Origin of the sequence: Paenibacillus sp. FSL P4-0127 (assembly GCF_038007325.1) — a bacterium.
GTDB classification, from domain to species: Bacteria; Bacillota; Bacilli; order Paenibacillales; family Paenibacillaceae; genus Fontibacillus; species Fontibacillus macerans.
Window position 1 is genome coordinate 429,813 of sequence record NZ_JBBOWY010000001.1, and the last position, 18,158, is coordinate 447,970.

At 48.1% G+C, this 18,158-nt stretch carries 12 protein-coding genes; 1 reads left to right on the top strand and 11 read right to left on the bottom strand.

The features are described 5' to 3' along the window. Window positions 1-42: 42 nt before the first annotated feature. The 11 genes from NYE74_RS01770 to NYE74_RS01820 all read right to left on the bottom strand — a co-directional run bounded on the left by NYE74_RS01770 (window position 43) and on the right by NYE74_RS01820 (window position 17,083). A complete protein-coding gene (locus NYE74_RS01770; protein WP_124333627.1) occupies window positions 43-432 on the bottom strand; it encodes a YmaF family protein in 390 nt (129 codons plus the stop codon). 234 nt (window positions 433-666) lie between these two features. Beyond that, window positions 667-1,392, bottom strand: a complete 726-nt coding sequence (gene sigI, locus NYE74_RS01775; protein WP_124333628.1) for an RNA polymerase sigma-I factor — start codon at window positions 1,390-1,392, stop codon at window positions 667-669. A gap of 80 nt (window positions 1,393-1,472) precedes the next feature. Further along, the gene (locus NYE74_RS01780; RefSeq protein ID WP_341004562.1) at window positions 1,473-5,543 is read right to left on the bottom strand and encodes a glycosyl hydrolase; all 4,071 of its coding nucleotides are present in this window, start codon (window positions 5,541-5,543) and stop codon (window positions 1,473-1,475) included. A gap of 448 nt (window positions 5,544-5,991) precedes the next feature. Next, on the bottom strand, window positions 5,992-6,207 hold the full coding sequence (locus tag NYE74_RS01785; protein WP_316561361.1) for a hypothetical protein: 216 nt from the start codon (window positions 6,205-6,207) through the stop codon (window positions 5,992-5,994). 195 nt (window positions 6,208-6,402) lie between these two features. After that, on the bottom strand, window positions 6,403-6,594 hold the full coding sequence (locus tag NYE74_RS01790) for a hypothetical protein (RefSeq protein WP_341004563.1): 192 nt from the start codon (window positions 6,592-6,594) through the stop codon (window positions 6,403-6,405). A 496-nt stretch (window positions 6,595-7,090) separates the two neighbouring features. Then, a complete protein-coding gene (locus tag NYE74_RS01795; protein WP_341004564.1) occupies window positions 7,091-7,696 on the bottom strand; it encodes a YitT family protein in 606 nt (201 codons plus the stop codon). 22 nt (window positions 7,697-7,718) lie between these two features. After that, window positions 7,719-8,567, bottom strand: coding sequence for a PRD domain-containing protein (locus NYE74_RS01800; protein ID WP_036627020.1), 849 nt, complete (start codon window positions 8,565-8,567; stop codon window positions 7,719-7,721). Between the two features lie 32 nt (window positions 8,568-8,599). Further along, entirely contained in the window at window positions 8,600-10,060 is a 1,461-nt protein-coding gene (locus NYE74_RS01805; RefSeq protein ID WP_036627023.1) for a glycoside hydrolase family 1 protein, read from the bottom strand. 19 nt (window positions 10,061-10,079) lie between these two features. Further along, window positions 10,080-11,942: a beta-glucoside-specific PTS transporter subunit IIABC gene (locus NYE74_RS01810; RefSeq protein WP_036627027.1), complete on the bottom strand. Its 1,863-nt coding sequence runs from the start codon at window positions 11,940-11,942 to the stop codon at window positions 10,080-10,082. Between the two features lie 222 nt (window positions 11,943-12,164). Next, a complete protein-coding gene (locus NYE74_RS01815; protein WP_124333697.1) occupies window positions 12,165-14,291 on the bottom strand; it encodes an RICIN domain-containing protein in 2,127 nt (708 codons plus the stop codon). A gap of 593 nt (window positions 14,292-14,884) precedes the next feature. Continuing rightward, window positions 14,885-17,083: a pectate lyase family protein gene (locus NYE74_RS01820; RefSeq protein WP_124333698.1), complete on the bottom strand. Its 2,199-nt coding sequence runs from the start codon at window positions 17,081-17,083 to the stop codon at window positions 14,885-14,887. Between the two features lie 324 nt (window positions 17,084-17,407). On the opposite strand from NYE74_RS01820, the gene NYE74_RS01825 reads away from it, so the two are divergent. Continuing rightward, on the top strand, window positions 17,408-17,863 hold the full coding sequence (locus NYE74_RS01825; RefSeq protein ID WP_316561357.1) for a hypothetical protein: 456 nt from the start codon (window positions 17,408-17,410) through the stop codon (window positions 17,861-17,863). Window positions 17,864-18,158: the final 295 nt, after the last annotated feature.

The following is an 18,158-nucleotide window of genomic DNA, read 5'->3' on the forward strand; positions in this document are numbered from 1 at the left end:
AAAGCGCGCGTTACTGCTTATTTAATGATTCCAGCAGGCCTTTTAATCGCCGACAACTTCGTTCCCCGTATTCCCGCGATAATAATGGGTATGCGGCGTAGCTCCGTTGACCGTCGTCACCCCTTCAAAATGATGGATATGGCCGCCGCCGGGAACGGGAATGGCCGGGCCGGTGACACCTGCAATCACGTGGGAATGCCCGTCGTCGAATGACGTAACCGTATGGTAACGGTGGGTATGCTGTACCCCGCTCGGGGCCGGGGCCGTCAGTCCCGCGTAGGCATGACGATGCCCTACATCAAACGAAGTGATCCCCTTAAATTCGTGCGAGTGAACCGGTCTTCCTCCCCACGATGTAATATACAGCTTATGCGAATGGCTTCCATCCGAATCTGTGGATGAAATCACAACCCCTTTGACCGGTATCTTCATGGAAAACCTCCTTCCCCTTCTGTTCACATTCTCATGGTTACTCTATGCCATACACCCAGAAATTCCTGTGCCATCGTCCAGAAGAAACGATATGGGCGAAGAACAATATATCCAAGGCCGCCAAGAACCCGCTCAGCCGATGGCGCTTGTGGTTCTTCCGTAAACAAAACAAAGAGTTACCGACCCTTTACTGTCGGTAACTCTTCATCAAAATGCCCGCCTTCTTTATTGCCGCTACAACTGCTCTACGTGCCGCGTATTTTCCTCCATCCTTGTAAAAGAGATGCTTTCGCGGATTCTTGTAAAATCCTCGCAGCCGAAAATCAGAATTAGCGATATCAGATATTTCCGATTACGTTCCAGCGTTTTTTTGCTGACATTGATCTCTTTGGTCATGGCCTTCAAGGGAAGCTTCTTTTTGTGCAAAAGATCGTTCAGCCATTCCCGGTTGCTGCAAAAATGGCGGGCGATCCGCACCAACATTTGCCGGGTATCCCGGTGGCTTGGCACGATCTCTTCCAGTTCCCGGAGACAGATACCGAATTCCTGGAGCTTTTCGTCGTAGCTGAGCAATTCCTCAGCCAGCGCCGCAGCTCGCTCCTGCCTTTCAAAGGCATCCAGCGAACCCACACTATCGGCAATGTACAGCATTTCCTTCCAATCGGCTTCGTTCTGGGAAATTTTAATTTTTTTCCGGAAATCATCGATCAATCGTCTGCGAATCATAAGAAAAGCGAAATTATTAAATGTTTTGCCATACTCCGTACGGTATCGGTCGACAGCTTCATTAAAAGCGATCAAACCTATGCTTGCCTCATCATCATTCCATCCAACTTGACGTTTGCAGACGTGTTTAACAACCTTCAAAATAAAGGGCCGATATTGACCAATCAGAGCCGACCTTGCCTGCTCATCGCCACCGCGAATCTGCGGCAAACATTCTTCGGATAATTTGTTCATCTGGCAATCACTTTCCACTTTATAATTTCTCTTGGCAAATCAGCGGTTGATTCACATGTGCCTTATATCGGACGCTTGTCTTAATTGGCTGCCGGTTCGGTTCCCCAAACAAGCACGCCATTATGATACAACGTCACTTTCGTATGATCGGCATATGAAGTTTGCGTGCCCTTATACGAGTAATCGTCACTTTCGTTGTAGTTCGACCAGTCCGTTTTATTAATGCGGGTTTGAATTTCGCCCGTGCTGCCTCCAGGCGCCAACACGCCTGCATCCGAGTTGAAGCTGACTTCCAAATAATAATCGGCGCCGGGTACGGCTTCATCCATTTTGACCAGCTTGCCGTTCAGGTTCAAGCAGCCCAGCGCCGCGTAGTCGCAGTTGAATACCTGCGTACGGTCGCCGTCGATTGTGTAGTAGTAGCGAATGGTCAACTCGCTGAGCGGTACAGCGGACGTGCCTTTGTTTAAAATTTGGAAATGCGGCTTAAAGTGATTGTCGTTCACATTTGTATCCGGTGTACGATACTGGAGCACCAGTCCCGCCCCCGGCTGCTGGTCATCCGCTTTCGGCGTGGCATTGGCCGTATTCGAAACCGTTTGGCCCGCATCGTTCTTCGCTACGACTTGATAGTAGTACGTCGTGCCTGCCGTTACGTCCGTATCCGTGTAGCTGGTATCGTATACTGCATCGGTTACTGTCGCGAACGTGCCGTCCGCAGCCGCCGAACGCTTCACTTCATAGCTTGCCGCATTCGCCGATGCTGTCCAGTTCAGCGTAACTTTCCCCTTTTCGCCCGCCGCGCTCAGCGTAAAGCTGCCCGGTACGGACGGTTGATCGGAAATGCCGTACGTTTTTAAGTTGGGCGGGAGCTTGTCCATTGTAATGACATTCGGATGATTGTACACTTTTTGCAGATGCTCAAGACTATTGTGTTTACCGTCTCGCAGGAAATCCCCATACCATGTAGCGAACCAGCTCCAATGGGCTTGATACGCCTTCATCAGATCAGGATCCGGAATAGCGCCGTTTTCGCTCATGGCAACCAGCTTTTTGTCTTTGCCCAAGGTTACAAGGTCTTCGTATTTGGCAATTTGCGGACTGTAGTCGCCAGCTTGCGGGTAAGAGTCATAACTCAAAATATCCACATACTCGTCCCCCGGATACCAAGCGGGAGAAACGGAATTCCAGACCCAGATCAGATTGTTCAATTTGTGCACATTCGTCAAACGGTCGTACATCAAAATATACAATTGTTTGGCGGGTTCAGGACCTTTAGCGCCCCACCAGAACCACTTGCCTTCCGCTTCGTGCAAAGGACGGAACAGGACAGGCACTTTCGCATCCTGCAGCTTCTTCAACTGTTCCGCAATCACATCGATGTCGCGAACAAGCAATTTATAATCTTCGGACTCCGGATGGTTCATCGCATATTCCACATCGAATGTGGTCGAATCGGTATAGAACCCTCTCCACCATTCTTTTCCCGGCTCATCGATCAAATCTTTCGGCGCGTTCCAGTGCCATGCAAAGGAAACAATGCCCCCTTGCTTATCCCACTCAATCGCTTTTTCAATCTCGGTGGAGCTGGCGCCACGTTCCGCTCTGCTTGGTGAATAGTCGATCAGGTCGAGCGCCGCGATCGCCGGTTTTTTGCCTACATTGGCTTGCAGCCAATCAATTTCGGCTATATCCTCTTGACCGGAAAGGATATTCTCGCCGTATTGATCTACCAGGTAGTTCATCAATGCTCTCGCTTCTACCGTCGCCTTCGGATTGGTGAGCGTTTTGGTCACTGCATGCGGCGGACGGTCGGCAGCAGGCTTCAGCTTGACGTAATCGATATCGTACCAGCCCCAGCCCGTTTCGAAACCGATCGTATTCGCCCCTTTATTGAGCAGAACCTTCCCTCCGGAAGTTTCGGTAAAATCACCCGATGTCCAAAGCACCAGCTCGCCGGACGCTTTGCCGTTTAAGGAGAAATTCGTGCGTTTGTCATCATAAGGAGAACGGTAGCCGATGGTAAGATCGTACAAACCTGCCTCTGGAGCCTGGATCGTCATCGTCAGCGAATCTCCTGGATTGTGGAAATTCGTTACGTAACCGGTGCCGGAGAAACCGGACCCGCTGGATGACACCGTGGTTCCCCCGCTCAGCGTGCCGTCTTCGGCTTCATAGCGGACCGGGCCGTCTTTAGGCACCTGCGGAACCGCACTCACGACATTGGAATCGGTCGTTCCCGCGCTGTTGCTTGCGGTGACTTTGTAATAGTAAGAAGTACCGTTCGTTACACTGGTATCCGTATAAGATGTTGCGGCCAAATTGAATGCTACAGTAGTGAACGGACCATCAGCAGCTGTTGCCCGCTGTACGCTGTAACCCACAGCTCTGCTGGAAGTATCCCAGGACAAAGCGACTTTCCCGTCGCCCGCTTCAGCTTTCAGCGTAAAGCTTCCGGGAGCCTCCTTAGGCGGCTCGGGATTATCACTGCCGGCAGTCAACACGATGTGATAAGCCGTCAAAGGCGGTACCGTATAGGTAAAGCGGTTGCCGGAAATTTGCGTGATCGGTGCCGCTTCTTTAATTTGCGAGCTGGTTTGGTCGAAGCCCCAAACTTTACCGGAACCATAAGTCGTCCCGCCGGAAAGATTGAATTCGGCGTTGAGAGCGCTGTCCATGCTTTTATTCATGACTACGAGGTGCAGTTCATTATCGGTTTCATCCGTTACGGAAGCATGCACCGAACTATTTTCAATATCCGACGTCTGCGCTTTAACGCTGATATCGCCGAAAGTAGAGCGATTTCCGTCATAATTGCGGTAAAGCTTATAAGCGGCGCTAACGTAGTTGTTGGCACCATCCTTTAACTTCCAGTAGTCTGCCATGTAAACGCCGTTTTTGCCAAAGATGCCCAGCACGTCGGCCATAGCGATCCCGCCGGAAATATCGTTTTCGCCGCCGTAGCTATACTCGGTCAATGACAGCTTGGTTCCCGGGTAATACTTGTCTATCGACTGCTTCAATCGAGGCAGCAAAGGCAAGTAGTCGCTGTTCCATTGAGCGATCCAGCTATCTTCCTTGTAGGTCGGATCCCATAAAGTACGAGGCGCCTGCATTCTGGCTTTCTTCGTTTCGTCGTTGCCAACCTCACTCGTAATTCGGATGCCTCCGCCCATTGCTTCGGGATACCAGTGCACATCAAAAACATCCAGCAATCTTTTGCCCTCGGCTTCCGAACTAAGGCGCATTTGATCCAGGTAATAGTCCACGAACCAGCTGTAGCTGCCTTTTACGGAGTTCCAGTCAGGTGCGGATTGAAGATTCATATAGGCCGCAAAACCGTAAAGAACCGGGCCAAAAATTTCCGCCCCGGGGTCAACCGCTTTGACGGCTTTGGATAGACTTACCGCCCGATCCACCAACTCTTTCGCTCCGACCGGTTCACCATGAATGCGCGGATGCGTATGCGACCAGAGAGCCGGCTCATTGTCCAGCGAATATCCTTTTACACCCGTCTTTGTTGAGGAATCGCCATACTTATCCACCAAAAAGTTAACGAACTCATCCACATAAACCCGATTGTCGCTCAGGTCGGGCTGCAGCTCAAACGGCGCATTCTTGGCGTTTACGACCTGATCCCACCGAGCGGAAGGGGCCTTTTCGCTTTCCTGCACGCTTCCTTTTCCATCCTTGGCCACATATCCGGCCAGCGGCAGCGTGACTAAAGAATAGGCGCCAAGCTGCAGCGATTGATCATGAAACGAAGTTACCACCGCTCCGGGCTCGCCGCATTCGGCATCCGTCAGACCGCCATTGGTGCATAAATAGTTATCGCTGGATTGCTGCCAATCGCTTCCCGCGTTGGACATATTGTTTTCCCAGTTGTAGCCGGTCAGCCGATTGCCGCCAAGCCGTCTGGCCGCCAGATTTTCATCCCCCGCCAAATCCTGATTCGTACCGTATATATAAGGACTGATAGGATTCCGATCCTTCGACGTATCGACTTGGATGGAAACGGTTTTTGCCGTTTGAGCGTGTACTGTAGTTTGAGCCGGCAGTGCAACACTTAATGTAACCGCGCATGCCATAACGGCAGGCAGCCATTTGGAACGTTTGAACAAAATATTACTGTTACTATTTCTTACCTTCATCCCGTTTTCCTCCCTTCAATTTGAAAAGAGCGACACCCCTACAGGCCCCGCTTCGTCAGGCTTTAAGGCTCCTGACCCCAAACGAGCTTATCGTTTTGGTACAGCGTCACCTTACTCCAATCCACTAATTTTCCCTCCCTTGATGTTCTGCATCATCGAATACAACTTCTAGCCATGTCACCACCTTTCTCTGAAGCCGGACATAATTCTACAGGTTACTTACTTATACGAAGAAAGGCAGCGCTTTCGGTCCGTCCTGTCCTCGATTTTTACATTTTATTACTCTTTCATCTATATATAGATTCTATCGGCGATTTATGTTAAATTGTGATACGTAATAGTTCTTTTTCATATAATTTCCACAATTTTCGCATAAAAGTTGGTCCGTATAATACAAGTAAGCAAAAAAAGCGACCGATTAAGGTCGCTTATAAACATCCGAGTTGTTTTAGTCTACTGGCAGGCTTTCAACGGCTGTAAAAAATACATCCAGAAGCTCTGTATTAAAATTAGCTTTTACGTATTCAGAGATTTTGCCCAACTCTTCCTTGCTGTCATACTCCAGACATGGGCGCCCTTCACTCCATAAAACCCTGCACTGAAACAGTTCTCGAACACGTTCAATCACATAATCCTGCTCCACGGGTCCACGATGGATTGTCACGATCTCATGCCCCCTACAATTGTCATTCATGGCTTAGCCGATAGGATTATTATTTAAAATTTAAATGTCTATTTGCCGTGACATTCATCACACAGTTATGATCCTATCCATTACCTGCCGTTTGATCGCGGCGATTGAAACAGCCCCTTTTTCGTTTTAAGTTCTTGATTTGCCAAAATGAGTTCATTCACTTTATTAAAATAAAACACAAGCTGCTTTTCCTTCGACCTCAGGAGTTACTCCGTCTTTTGGTTTTTTATCGGCTTCGTGCCGCGATTGTTCTAACAACTTTTGATAGTGTATTCGTATAAAAATTAAATAAGTGATAAGTAATAGAATTACGGTAACTATAGTAATTCCGCCATATGCAAGCCATTTATTTTTCATGAACTTCCTCAAGTAACCCCCAATTATTATGTAAATCGGTAAATTTCACCTTACCCATTAGCAATATTCCAGAAAAATTTCCAATGATATTCATGGATATTTTCCGGATTTCCAGTTGATCCAATATGAAAAAGCCCAGTCCCCATGCGGACCAGGCTTGTTTCTAACTTTTCACCCACTATTTTCGGGCTCAATCTAAAAATCGGCGCTTGACGGCAGGCCATGATGGAAACGGGGGACTTCAATCCGGGGCTCGCCAAGGGACCGGGAACATTTTCTAGCCACACAAATATTCTAATGGTTGCCACAAGCGCTATTTGTTCCAAGAACGTTGATTTCAAATTGTAACGGTTGCTATGACGCTTATTTCACTGAAATCCTGCTATTTTGGCCAAGATTCAGGCAAATAACGGCGCTCACAACCGTTAAAATTTAGAAAAGGCCTTTTTACGGCAAATAGCCGCTGCTACAACCGTTAGATTTCCAATAAGTTTTTTCAGTCCGTTAGCCCGGCCCCACGACGGGCTCCGAATAGTTTTGATTTTGTAAAGTCCATCGTACGTCCCATAATGAGGGATGCCAGAAATGTGAAAAATGCCGTCTTGATATCCATGATGATAGCGCCAAGTATAAGTACAACAAAATCAAAGGCAATATGAATCGTGCCCATCTTAAGATTAGGAAAATGAAGCTGAATTAATCGCCCTAACAGGCCAACCCCACCGCTGGTCAACCCTTGGCTAAAAACGATTCCCGACCCTAATCCCAAGCATGCCCCGCCAATCAGAATGCCTAACCATAGAGGAGGGTGGACCCAATTTCGGATCGGATCGAGCAGGTCAAGGAAGGCGGACAAAGCCCCTGCAACAAGCACGGTCTGGATCACGAAAGAGCGGCCAATCCGTCTCCAAGCCAGCAATAGCAAAGGAATATTAAGAGCAAACACGACGATCCCCGGACTCCAATTTAAAGTATAGAGCGTGAGAATCCCGATTCCCGGGAATCCTGTACTGAATAAGTGAGCGGGAACATATCCTGCGTTTACGCCTAACCCCATAATAAAACACCCAATGAACGAAATAATGATATTGCCCGCTTTCAATGTTAAAGTTCCTCCGTCTAATTTAAGCCAACTGGTTATAGGAGATCAGCCTGTGAATATGCACGGCCAGATAGGTGAGCTCCTCGTTTGGAATGGTTTTTCCGTACACCTGGTGAATATATTCTTTGATCTTGAACGCCCCGTCCATCGCCTGCGGATACAGGCTGGCGATTTGCTCAAACAGGATGTTGTCCGTATTCTCCAGCATCTTATCCGTGTAAAACCGCTCCACAAAAAACTTCACATGGGTTACAAAACGGGTATAATGAACGTTTTCCGTATCCATATCAATATTCATCGAATATCTCACCAGGTTGACGATGCTGCCGATCATTTTGGCCATCTTCATGCCGTCCTTGGATTCCTTCTCCCCGCTTTGGGCATTGATCAAATGAAAAGCGATGTTGGCCGCTTCCTCCTTGGGCATATCGACGTGCAGCTTTTCTTTGATCAGCTCTAAGGAGAACAGGCCGATCGCAAATTCCTCGGCATAGTAATTTTTAATCTCCCAAAACACTTTGTTGGCAATCGCGATATTTTTAGACAACCGTTCCACCGCAAAATGCAAATGGTCCATAAGGGTAAAATAGATCCCCGTGTTGAGCTTGGTTTGCAGCTTCTTTTCCGCGTAAGCCACAATCTGCCCGGTCAGTTCCACGTATACCGGAGGAATGGCGTCCAATACGCCAAGATACTCTTTGACTTTGACATTTTCGATGGGCATGAAGATTTGGTCGGCTTGGTGCTCCTCGACGGTATTGCCCGCTTTTTGACCGTAGCCGATGCCTTTGCCAAACATAATGTACTCCTTGTTCTGCTCATCCTCCACCAAAACTACGCTGGAATTCAACACTTTTTTGATTTTGATCACACGGGTCACCTCCCTAATCGAAAGATGGGGAACTAATCCAAATCTTCGCCATTGCTTTCAATCACTTTTTTATACCAGTAAAAAGAATCCTTGCGTCTGCGCTGCAACGTGCCGTTTCCTTCGTCATCCTGATCGACGTAAATAAAGCCGTATCTTTTGGACATCTGGGACGTGGAAGCGCTGATGATATCAATCGGTCCCCAGCTTGTGTAACCAAACAGGTCAACGCCGGCTTCCACCGCTTCCTTCATTTGTTTAAAGTGTTCCCTAAAATAATTGATCCGGTAGTCATCGTGGATAGAACCGTCGCTTTCCACCCGGTCCACGGCGCCCATGCCGTTTTCCACAATGAGCAGCGGTTTTCTGTAGCGGTCGTACAACTCGATCAAGGAAATTTTCAGGCCCACCGGGTCGATCTGCCATCCCCAATCCGTTACGGGCAAATAAGGATTTTTCACCCCTGTGATCGTATTGCCGGACGTCCGCTCAAGTCCTTCTTTGGCGGACTCGGTTAATGACATATAGTAGCTGAACGAAACAAAATCGACCGTGTGCTTCCGCAAAATCTCCTTATCCCCCGGTTCCATTTGCAGATGAATATTTTTCTGCTCGAGCATGGTTTCGATCAGGGGCGGGTATTCTCCAAATACCTGCACATCCGCGTAAAAATAAGTGTGCAGATTCCTCATCAGCGTAATTTCCACATCTTTGGGGTGGCAAGTATTCGGATAGGTCGTCAGCATCGTCAGCATGCAGCCTACCTGGCTGCCCGGAATGATGCGGTGGCAATCCGCCGTCACCAGCGCCGAGGCAACAAACTGGTGATGCAGCGCCTGATAAATGGTTTCCTCCACCTTGCCCTCCGGACAACGCTCCGGGACAATGCCCGCGGTCGTGAAAGGATGGCGGATGATGCTGTCGATTTCGTTGAAGGTCAGCCAATATTTCACCAGGTCCTTATAACGCGAGAAGCAGACATTGCTGAATTTCACGAAATAATCAATGACCTTTCTTTCCACCCAGCCGTTGTATTTGACGCTTAAAGCAAGGGGCATTTCATAGTGGGAAAGCGTGACGATCGGTTCGATGCCGAGCCGTTTCATTTCGGTGAACAAACCGTCATAAAACTTCAGCCCCAATTCATTGGGCTCGCTCTCTTCACCGGTCGGAAAAATCCGGCTCCAGGCGATCGAAACGCGCAGCGCCTTGAAGCCCATTTCGGCAAACAGGGCCAAATCCTCCTTATACCGATGATAAAAATCGATCCCTCTGCGTTTCGGATATTTTTTGACGTCCGGATCCTGCATCGCCCGTTCGATCATTTCGGTGGTAACGACCTGGTGCGCTTCGTAATCCTCGACATTTAAATGGGGTCTGTACATGGCTATGTCAGCTACGGACGGACCTTTCCCATCCACGTTCCAAGCGCCTTCCGCCTGATTGGCGGCAATGGCGCCTCCCCATAAAAAGTTCTTCGGAAATCCTTTGCTCATGTCTATTCTCTCCCTTGGTTTAATTTTCTAAAGCGGTTACAACCATCAATGTATCCTGACGGTTCACCTGTTTTAAATCCGCAACCTCGACCGCGTATTTGTCCTTATTGGTCACAATGGCGATGGTTACCGGATCGTAGCCTTCTTCAATAATCTTCTCAAGGTCGAACTTCAGCAATAAATCGCCGGCTTTCACTTCATCTCCAGCCTGCACCTGAGGCTCAAAATATTTGCCCCGCAAGCGGACGGTATCGATCCCTACATGGAACAACAGCTCGATGCCGTTCGCCGTACGCATGGCCATCGCATGGTTCCTGCTGTAAATGACTTCAATTTTGCCATCCACGGGCGCGTACAATTCACCTTTCGCAGGAATGACCGCAACCCCCTCACCCATCGCTTTGCTGGAAAAGACCTCATCCTTCACCTCGGACAAAGGAATCATGTCCCCGATCACCGGGCTTTTGAACTCTTTTGCCATGGTAAGCTGGTTAACCGCTTGGCGCTCTTCCGCTTTGGCCTTATGGTCCTTGCCGAGAATAAAGGCCGAAACGAAGGCAACCACAAAGGAAATAACAAGCGCGATGACGGCATTGATGATATTCCGCGGCAAATCTTCCGAGATAAACATCGATAAACTGGCTAATCCGGGTCCGACCAGCACATAAGCCTGCAAGCCGACAATGCCGGTAAACGCCCCGCCGATCAGCGAACTGAACATGACGCTGCCGAGCACTTTTTTATTTTGCAGGGTGACCCCGTACAAGGCCGGTTCCGTGATGCCGAACAATGCGGAAATTCCTGCGGAGATGGCCGTGGCTCTTAACGCCTTATCCTTGGTCCGCACCGCAACGGCGAAGCAGGCCCCGCTTTCGGCGATATTGTGGGCCAGCGAAGCAGGCATATAGAGCAATTCCTTACCGGTGCTTCCCATCGCGGAAAGAGCGTAAGGAATGAGCGCTTTGTGCATGCCGACGGACACCATCAGCGGCAAAACGGCGGCCAAGAGCGCGACGGCAATCCACCCCACCTTATCGAACAAGGTTAAGATGATAGCTGAGAAACCTTCGCCGAGCGTATAACCGAGCGGGCCCAAAACGAGCAACGACACCGGAACGGTAATGAGCAGCGACATCATCGGGACAAAAAAGATCCGGATCACTTTCGGCGTAATTCGCGTGAACCATTTCTCCATTTGGGCGTAGAGCAATACGGTCAGAATCGCCGGAAAGACCTGATAGGCGTAGGCGATGCTTTTGATCTGAAGGCCGAACAACTGGGCGCCTTCCCCGAGCATGGCCGTCATGTTCGGCAGCAGCAAAGCGCCGACGGCAGCCAGGGCCACCAAAGTATTTACTTTCAGTTTGTTGGCGGTGGTAACGGCCACTAGTAATGGAAGAAAGTACAGCGCCGCGTCGCCAATTTGCACCAAGATTTTATAAGTGTGGCCGTCCGGATCCAAAACATTCATTAATCCGAGCAGCAGCAACAACGACTTTAACATCCCGGCCCCGGCAATCGCCGGAATCAGCGGCTGAAACACACCGACGATAAAATCCAAAATAACGCTGCCGAGTTTTCTCTTTTCTTTCGGTTTAGCGGCGGATGCCTCAGCGGATTCCGAGTCAGGATTCGGCGACCCCCCCAACAACTGATTGACCGCATCATAAACTTCAACCACTTCATTCCCAATCACGACCTGGCACTGGCCGGTCATTTTTACGGCGATCACGCCGGGAATGCTTTCGAGCCGTTTGACATCGGCTTTAGCGTTGTCGATCAAGGAAAAACGCAGTCTTGTCGAGCAGTGTTCAAAATGGGCGATGTTTTCCTTGCCGCCCACATATTTCAGAACTTCCGCGGCGGTCTGTTTGTAATCCATGTCCAATGCTCCTTCCTTTTGCAAATTTGTGAAAGGGGACAGGCTTTTCTGCAAATAAAAAAGGACCTAAAACGACAAATAAAAGATTTGTCATTTTAGATCCTGCCTGCTTTACCAGTCACATGTCTAATGGGTGTATTCGATTAATTGCATTATATATCAGGATTTTGAAAGCGTCAACATGGATTTCTTATAATATCTTATAATAACCTAACGGTTTTTCTATTTTGAGCCCCAAATCGATTCGTTATTGCTGCCGACCAATGAGAAGGTCATTACTTCATTGTGGCTGGAAAGCTCATTTCTTTGCTTGAAGAACACGCCTTTATAAGTTACTCCATTAATGACCATGGTGCAATAATAAGTCCCGGCAGTAGAAGACCAAGTGCCGGTCACATTCCCCGTAATGGTGCCGTTTGCATTCAAAGTCACGCTTTGGGTAGGCAGCATCCCCACACCGGATGTCGAAGCGTCAAGCCCCATTTTGACGAATTGATAGGTCCCCGTCATATCATTCATGCTGTATCCCGTAGAAGAAATGCTGCTTCCCAGGAATTCGTATACCGCGGTGACAGGCCACTTATCCGCATTCATGAATTGCTGATGCACCCGAACCTCATGCCCTTCGGTTCCGTTATTGAAGCGGGTATGGTAAATCAGGTAGCGCAAGCCGTCCGTATCAATCAGTGCCGAATTATGCCCTCCCGATTTGTAACCTAACGGGATTCCCGAGAGTTGGTAATTTCCGAACAGTTTAATGCCGTAATTGGCTTGATTAATTGAAGCGGAAGCATACACGGCTTGATTGCCGGCGGCATCCGTATACGGTCCGTCAATCGCGGTGGACCGGTATAACCGGATGTGATAACCGCCCGCATTCGCCAAACCGCCGTACGTTACATACAGGTAGTAATAACCTGCGGCTTTGTCATAGACAATATAAGGGGCCTCCCCCGATTTTCCGTATCCCCCTGCGATGCGTTTGCCGAAGTAACGGTCCGTATTGCCGCTGTCCGCTCCGGGATAATAAGGCTTACCCGTTTCGGGATTAAGCTGAAGCATATAAATACCGCCGGACCAGGACCCGTAACTCATCCATAGTCGGCCTGAAGCATCGTAAATCAGGGAAGGATCGATGGCGTTCGGGAACAGTGAATTGTTATAGCCGCCGCTGCTAGTGAACCAGCCGCTTCGGACTCCCGATAGGGTACCGTTGTCGATCAGATCGGGGATGTTGGTATTTTGATACCACGTATTCACGGTTTTTGTCCCGAGCGGCGACGTGGTGGTAATGGGGTTGCTGGCACGGGTAAATCCGGAATAAATAATGGTATCTACATATTCGTACGGACCTGTTATGGACTTGGACACACCAAATCCAATGGCGGAACGAATGTAGGTCGATGATGTACTGTAATACAACATATAAGCGCCCTTGGAACCATCCGCCCATACATAGGATGGGTTATAAATCACATCCGGCGCCCATACCGCGTGGCCGCCCGAGCTATCCTGATCATTATAACCCGCCCATGCGAAAGAGGGTGCCAGCGCAGAGAGCAGTGCCGCGCCCGAGCTTCTGGATACATTCCCCGTGCCGCCCGCTTTGATCAGTTTCCATTTTTGCATGTCTCCGCCCCAGTAATTCCACTGCTGGACGTTGGCGCCTGCAGACGTGCTCCCATCAGCGACATCCAACGCAGACGTGTACCCCGATGCTTTGGTCAGGAAAGCGACCGTTCCATCCTCATTCTGCTGAATCCGGAACAATTGCATGGGACCGCCCCAGTATGCCCATTGCTCAATGTTGGTGCCATCGGCGGGGGATCCGCCGTTGACATCAATGCTGCTCTTATAGGAAGAGTTGGCCGTCAGAATGTAATAATCTCCGTTGCTGTGATGCACGATTCTGAACTTCTGCGCATCAGAGCCATTATAAGACCATTGCCGAATATTCGTTCCGTCGGCCGCCGACCCATCAGCTACATCAAGATATAATCCGCTGTTTTTATTTTTAATATAATAATAGCCCTCAAAGGTAGACGGTGCATACAAACTCCGATTGGCATAGCCCTGGGTTCCAACATAAGACCAATTTCTTAGATCCGTACTGCTGGCCTGAGCCAAATGGGAACCGAAAACGTAATATTTGTTCGTTGATGAATCGTAGTAAATGGATGGATCGTGCACGGAGACCCGCGTTGTGTTTGAGGTGGTCGATGAACTGGCTGCAGCAAATGCACTTCCACTGCTTATACTGGCTGCAAGAAGCATAAATATGATAGTCAGGGTGCCCAGCTTGCCCCACACATTTCGAATCAGATGCAACATAAAATATTCTCCCTTCATAATTTGTTAAGCGCTTTCAAATATGAATAGAATGACATCGGTTTAGGATGCTTATCACCCCTTCCATCCATAATTTTTATATTGTTGGCAAAAACTAGATTTGTATACATAATAATCTTAACTTCATGTCGAAGTAAGTCATTTATTGCCGATAACCTAAAAGAATATGTAATAGGACGGGAAAATCCAGGATTGTTACTGATCTACGAGTGCCTTTCTACTTTTTCATCAGATCAAGATATAGACGTGATTCTGCAGTTTATTTTCGCCAATCCAACCCGAACTGCCCCCTTGTAGGGTGCGTACCTTGGTGTCCCTCATGTTACCTTTGCACGATTATCCCTCTCTTTCAGGGGCCCCAGGGGACCTCAGTGAGGAGAGCTCTTGTCCATTTCTCTCCGTTCTGATCAAAAGGGATAATCATGCAAAGCGTCCGGGCAACATGTGTTGATCTTCGATAGATTACAAACCTCATTTAGAGCTAGTTTTTCTTGCGATCTACCATGTCCGAAATTTTATAAAATTCTATAATATAAAAATAAACCAGTCGCCGCTTTAATTCCGGCAACTGGTCACATAAAACATCAGATCATCTATTTCAGTTCCATATAATAAAGATTTACAGGATTATCTTTTGTAATAGTATGTGCGCCAGGAGTAAGCGGTACACTGACAATACCATCAGTTATTGGATAGCTGGTTCCATCGATCTTGATCTTCTTTCCGTCTTCTGAATTAAACACTAGTGTTAATGTTGAATCTTCCGTTGTGGTGAAACCGATACGGGTCGCGGTCTCGATTTTTAAACATTGCGTTAGAGTCAGACCGTTATACTCCACAGTTCCCTTGCTTGCCGAAAGATTCCCTTCAATATCAAAGAAGTCGCTGGCGGTTCCGGCTACGGTAAAGTTATGAACTTGTTCTCCGGTTGTCGGGTCCGGAATGGGTGTCGGTGTCGGCTCTGGTGTAGGTTCTGGTGTTGGTGTGGGTTCCGGTGTTGGCTCTGGTGTTGGTGTAGGCTCCGGTGCAGGTTCTGGTGTTGGCGTGGGTTCCGGTGTAGGTTCCGGTGTTGGCTCTGGTGCGGGTCCTGGTGCAGGTTCTTGCGGGATTGAATTTCCGCCCACAGATACAAGTTGAGTTGTGTAGCTTCTTATTTTAGCCATTAGAGCTGAATTGATTGCATACGACTTGTCATCCACGGAATTATCAAATTTCCATGCAAAGTCTCCGTTATTCAGGCGTCCCGCTTTGGCAGTAACCATTTGTTCAACATCGCTTGCGTTATCAATGTCTGCAGCATTTACGCCCGTATCGACGCTTGTATCAAAGTTATTATAAGCCGTTCCTCCTTTTAATGCTTTGTATGTGCTTGGTACGGTTTCATTTCTTGACGAAGCTAAATACGCATCAAATGATTTTTCATTTGCCGCAGCTGTCCCGTTGTTGGAGTTTGCATAAATCAGACTGGCCGCATCAACAATCATATTGTTGTAGGCCTTGATCACACCTCCGGTTTCGCCTGAAAACGTACCTTCCCCTAAAGCATCCGTACCTTGCAAGGAACTCATCATTGGATATTTAGTATGTCTAAAATAATTGGATTCCACAAAGGCTGAAGCTCCCGTAGTAACACCGACGCCATATTTCGAGACTCCATCATAGAAGTTATTATAGATATGAACGGATGCCACTCTAATCCGCGGATGACGGGAGTCCGAATGATCAAACCAGTTATGATGGAAGGTGGCAAAAAATTCAGCCGATTCACTCAAGCCGACCAGAGCCGCTTTTCCTGAATCCCAGTAGTGATTATAAGAGATCGTAATATTTGTCGATCCCTTTTTAAGGTCCGTGGAACCATCGCCCTTGGCTTGGTCAGCATCTCCTCCTGCAGTTCCATAGAATAGATCATTGTTATGCACCCAAACATTGGCATTCCCCGTATCCAACGAAATACCATCGTCAGGGAACAACATCAGCCCCAGGTTTCTCACTTCCACATTTCCGGTATATCTAAGCAGGATTCCCCATCCGTAAGCATAGGCATCGTCTCCAATCCCTTCAACCGTCATATTCATTTCCGAATAATTTTTTTTGCCTTTGACTTGCAGATAGCCGCTGCTATTAAGTTGGCCTTTCATGTCATCAGCCGTAATTTTTCCAATAAACCGGATGGCAAGAGGTGTAGTATCATAACCTTTTTGTCTTAATTGCAAAATCTCGCCTATGCCAACACCTGTTTGAACGCGCCCCGAGCTATTGATTTGCACATCAAGGGTCACGGTTTGTGCAGTCTCGGATGTGACATACAAAACCTGGGCACCATCCTTAAGTGTTCCATCATCATTATAAGCACCTGAGCCTGTGCCATATAGCGAGTCTGATGAGAAAGCAAACCCGGATCTGTCATGCGACGCTACGGACAGCTTATCTGAAACTGCACTCACCGTTGAACCGTCTGTTAGTCTTGCTTCAACTTTCATGACATAATCTCCGGCTGCAAGACCTAAGGCATCCGCTCTCCAAAAAGAAGGGTATTTTCGGATCAGTTCATTATCAATTTGCTGATAGGAAGAATCCGATGCACTTTCAGGTTTAACGTATACATTATATCCTTCCGCATTGCTAACAGGAGACCATTCTACATGCGCCGTTTCATTCCAGCCTCCACCGCCGATGATCGAAAGACCGGCAGCATAAGTTTTAGTATTTTGCAGTCCTCCTGTTATTAAAGAAATTGCCAGAGAAAAAAATAAAACCATACTCCATGCTTTTGTAACCCTGTTCTTCATTTACAATCCTCCCAAGTTTGATTTGATGCGTACACCATTGAACCGTTATTAAATAGCCGGCAAATTCTTTAATTCACCTCCCCTGTCTAATCGATTAATTCAAACTAATTCGTCAGTATTCGTCAATATCCGCCTCCTTTTAACATCCTAGATTGTAGCATGTGCTCCGAAATATTTCCTGGTTATAATTGGTTAAAAATCCCTATGCGTAAAAATTTGCCACCAACCGCTTAAGTCTGCTGGATCATTTGAGGTAAGCATAATAAAAGCCTAGGGAATGTCACAAAAACACCCTGTATTGACTATCCTGAAATTGCCGAACTGGTGGAAAAGAGCGAAGTGAACTGTCGTAAACTGTTCAGTCGGGCCAACGCAAAAATGGGAATTACAGCTGAACAACTCGTTCATTCGGAAGGAGTTACTCCCGAGCTCGTCCATGATTTCCTGAACGCTCTCAAACAAGGCAACCTCAATCAAATCTTATCCATCCTGGATCAAGAAGTTGTCCTTGTCGCCGATGGAGGAGGCAAAGTCCCGGCCGTTGTCGAACCTATCTCTACAAGAGAACTTGTTGCCCAGTTCCTGCTCGGTCCATTCCGGCAAGCACCAACGATCGATGGCGTTCATATCGAGGTTATTCGGATGAACGGACAGCCTGCATTTATTGTTCGATCTGACGAAGGGATTCAAACCGTCGGGATTTTTCATGTGGAGAAGAATCAAATCCGCAGCATTTATATTGTTAGAAACCCGGACAAGCTGAAGCACGCTGGAGAATAAAACGAAGCACAAAGAACCTTCGGAGGGTTCTTTGTGCTTCTGCTTTTAACATCGATGTTGGCAGAAATCACCTTTGCTCTTACTGCTTAGCTCAGGCCGGCTTTAGTCAAACCAAATGCGGCGTCAGCAGAACCCGGTACGTTCTTAAAGGCGACGTTAATACGGTTCCAGGCATTGATCGCCATGATCGAGAAGGTAAGATCTGAAATTTCTTTCTCGGACAACTGCTCGCGAACGTGGTTATAGATGTCATCAGGTACGCCATGCTCCGGCAGTTTGGTCAGAACCTCGGTCC

What these genes read in the sequence shown, in the direction of transcription:
- NYE74_RS01770 (WP_124333627.1), bottom strand. Translation starts at nt 432, where the DNA reads ATGAAGATACCGGTCAAAGGGGTTGTGATTTCATCCACAGATTCGGAT.
- sigI (WP_124333628.1), bottom strand. Translation starts at nt 1,392, where the DNA reads ATGAACAAATTATCCGAAGAATGTTTGCCGCAGATTCGCGGTGGCGAT.
- NYE74_RS01780 (WP_341004562.1), bottom strand. Translation starts at nt 5,543, where the DNA reads ATGAAGGTAAGAAATAGTAACAGTAATATTTTGTTCAAACGTTCCAAA.
- NYE74_RS01790 (WP_341004563.1), bottom strand. Translation starts at nt 6,594, where the DNA reads ATGAAAAATAAATGGCTTGCATATGGCGGAATTACTATAGTTACCGTA.
- NYE74_RS01805 (WP_036627023.1), bottom strand. Translation starts at nt 10,060, where the DNA reads ATGAGCAAAGGATTTCCGAAGAACTTTTTATGGGGAGGCGCCATTGCC.
- NYE74_RS01810 (WP_036627027.1), bottom strand. Translation starts at nt 11,942, where the DNA reads ATGGATTACAAACAGACCGCCGCGGAAGTTCTGAAATATGTGGGCGGC.
- NYE74_RS01815 (WP_124333697.1), bottom strand. Translation starts at nt 14,291, where the DNA reads ATGAAGGGAGAATATTTTATGTTGCATCTGATTCGAAATGTGTGGGGC.
- NYE74_RS01820 (WP_124333698.1), bottom strand. Translation starts at nt 17,083, where the DNA reads ATGAAGAACAGGGTTACAAAAGCATGGAGTATGGTTTTATTTTTTTCT.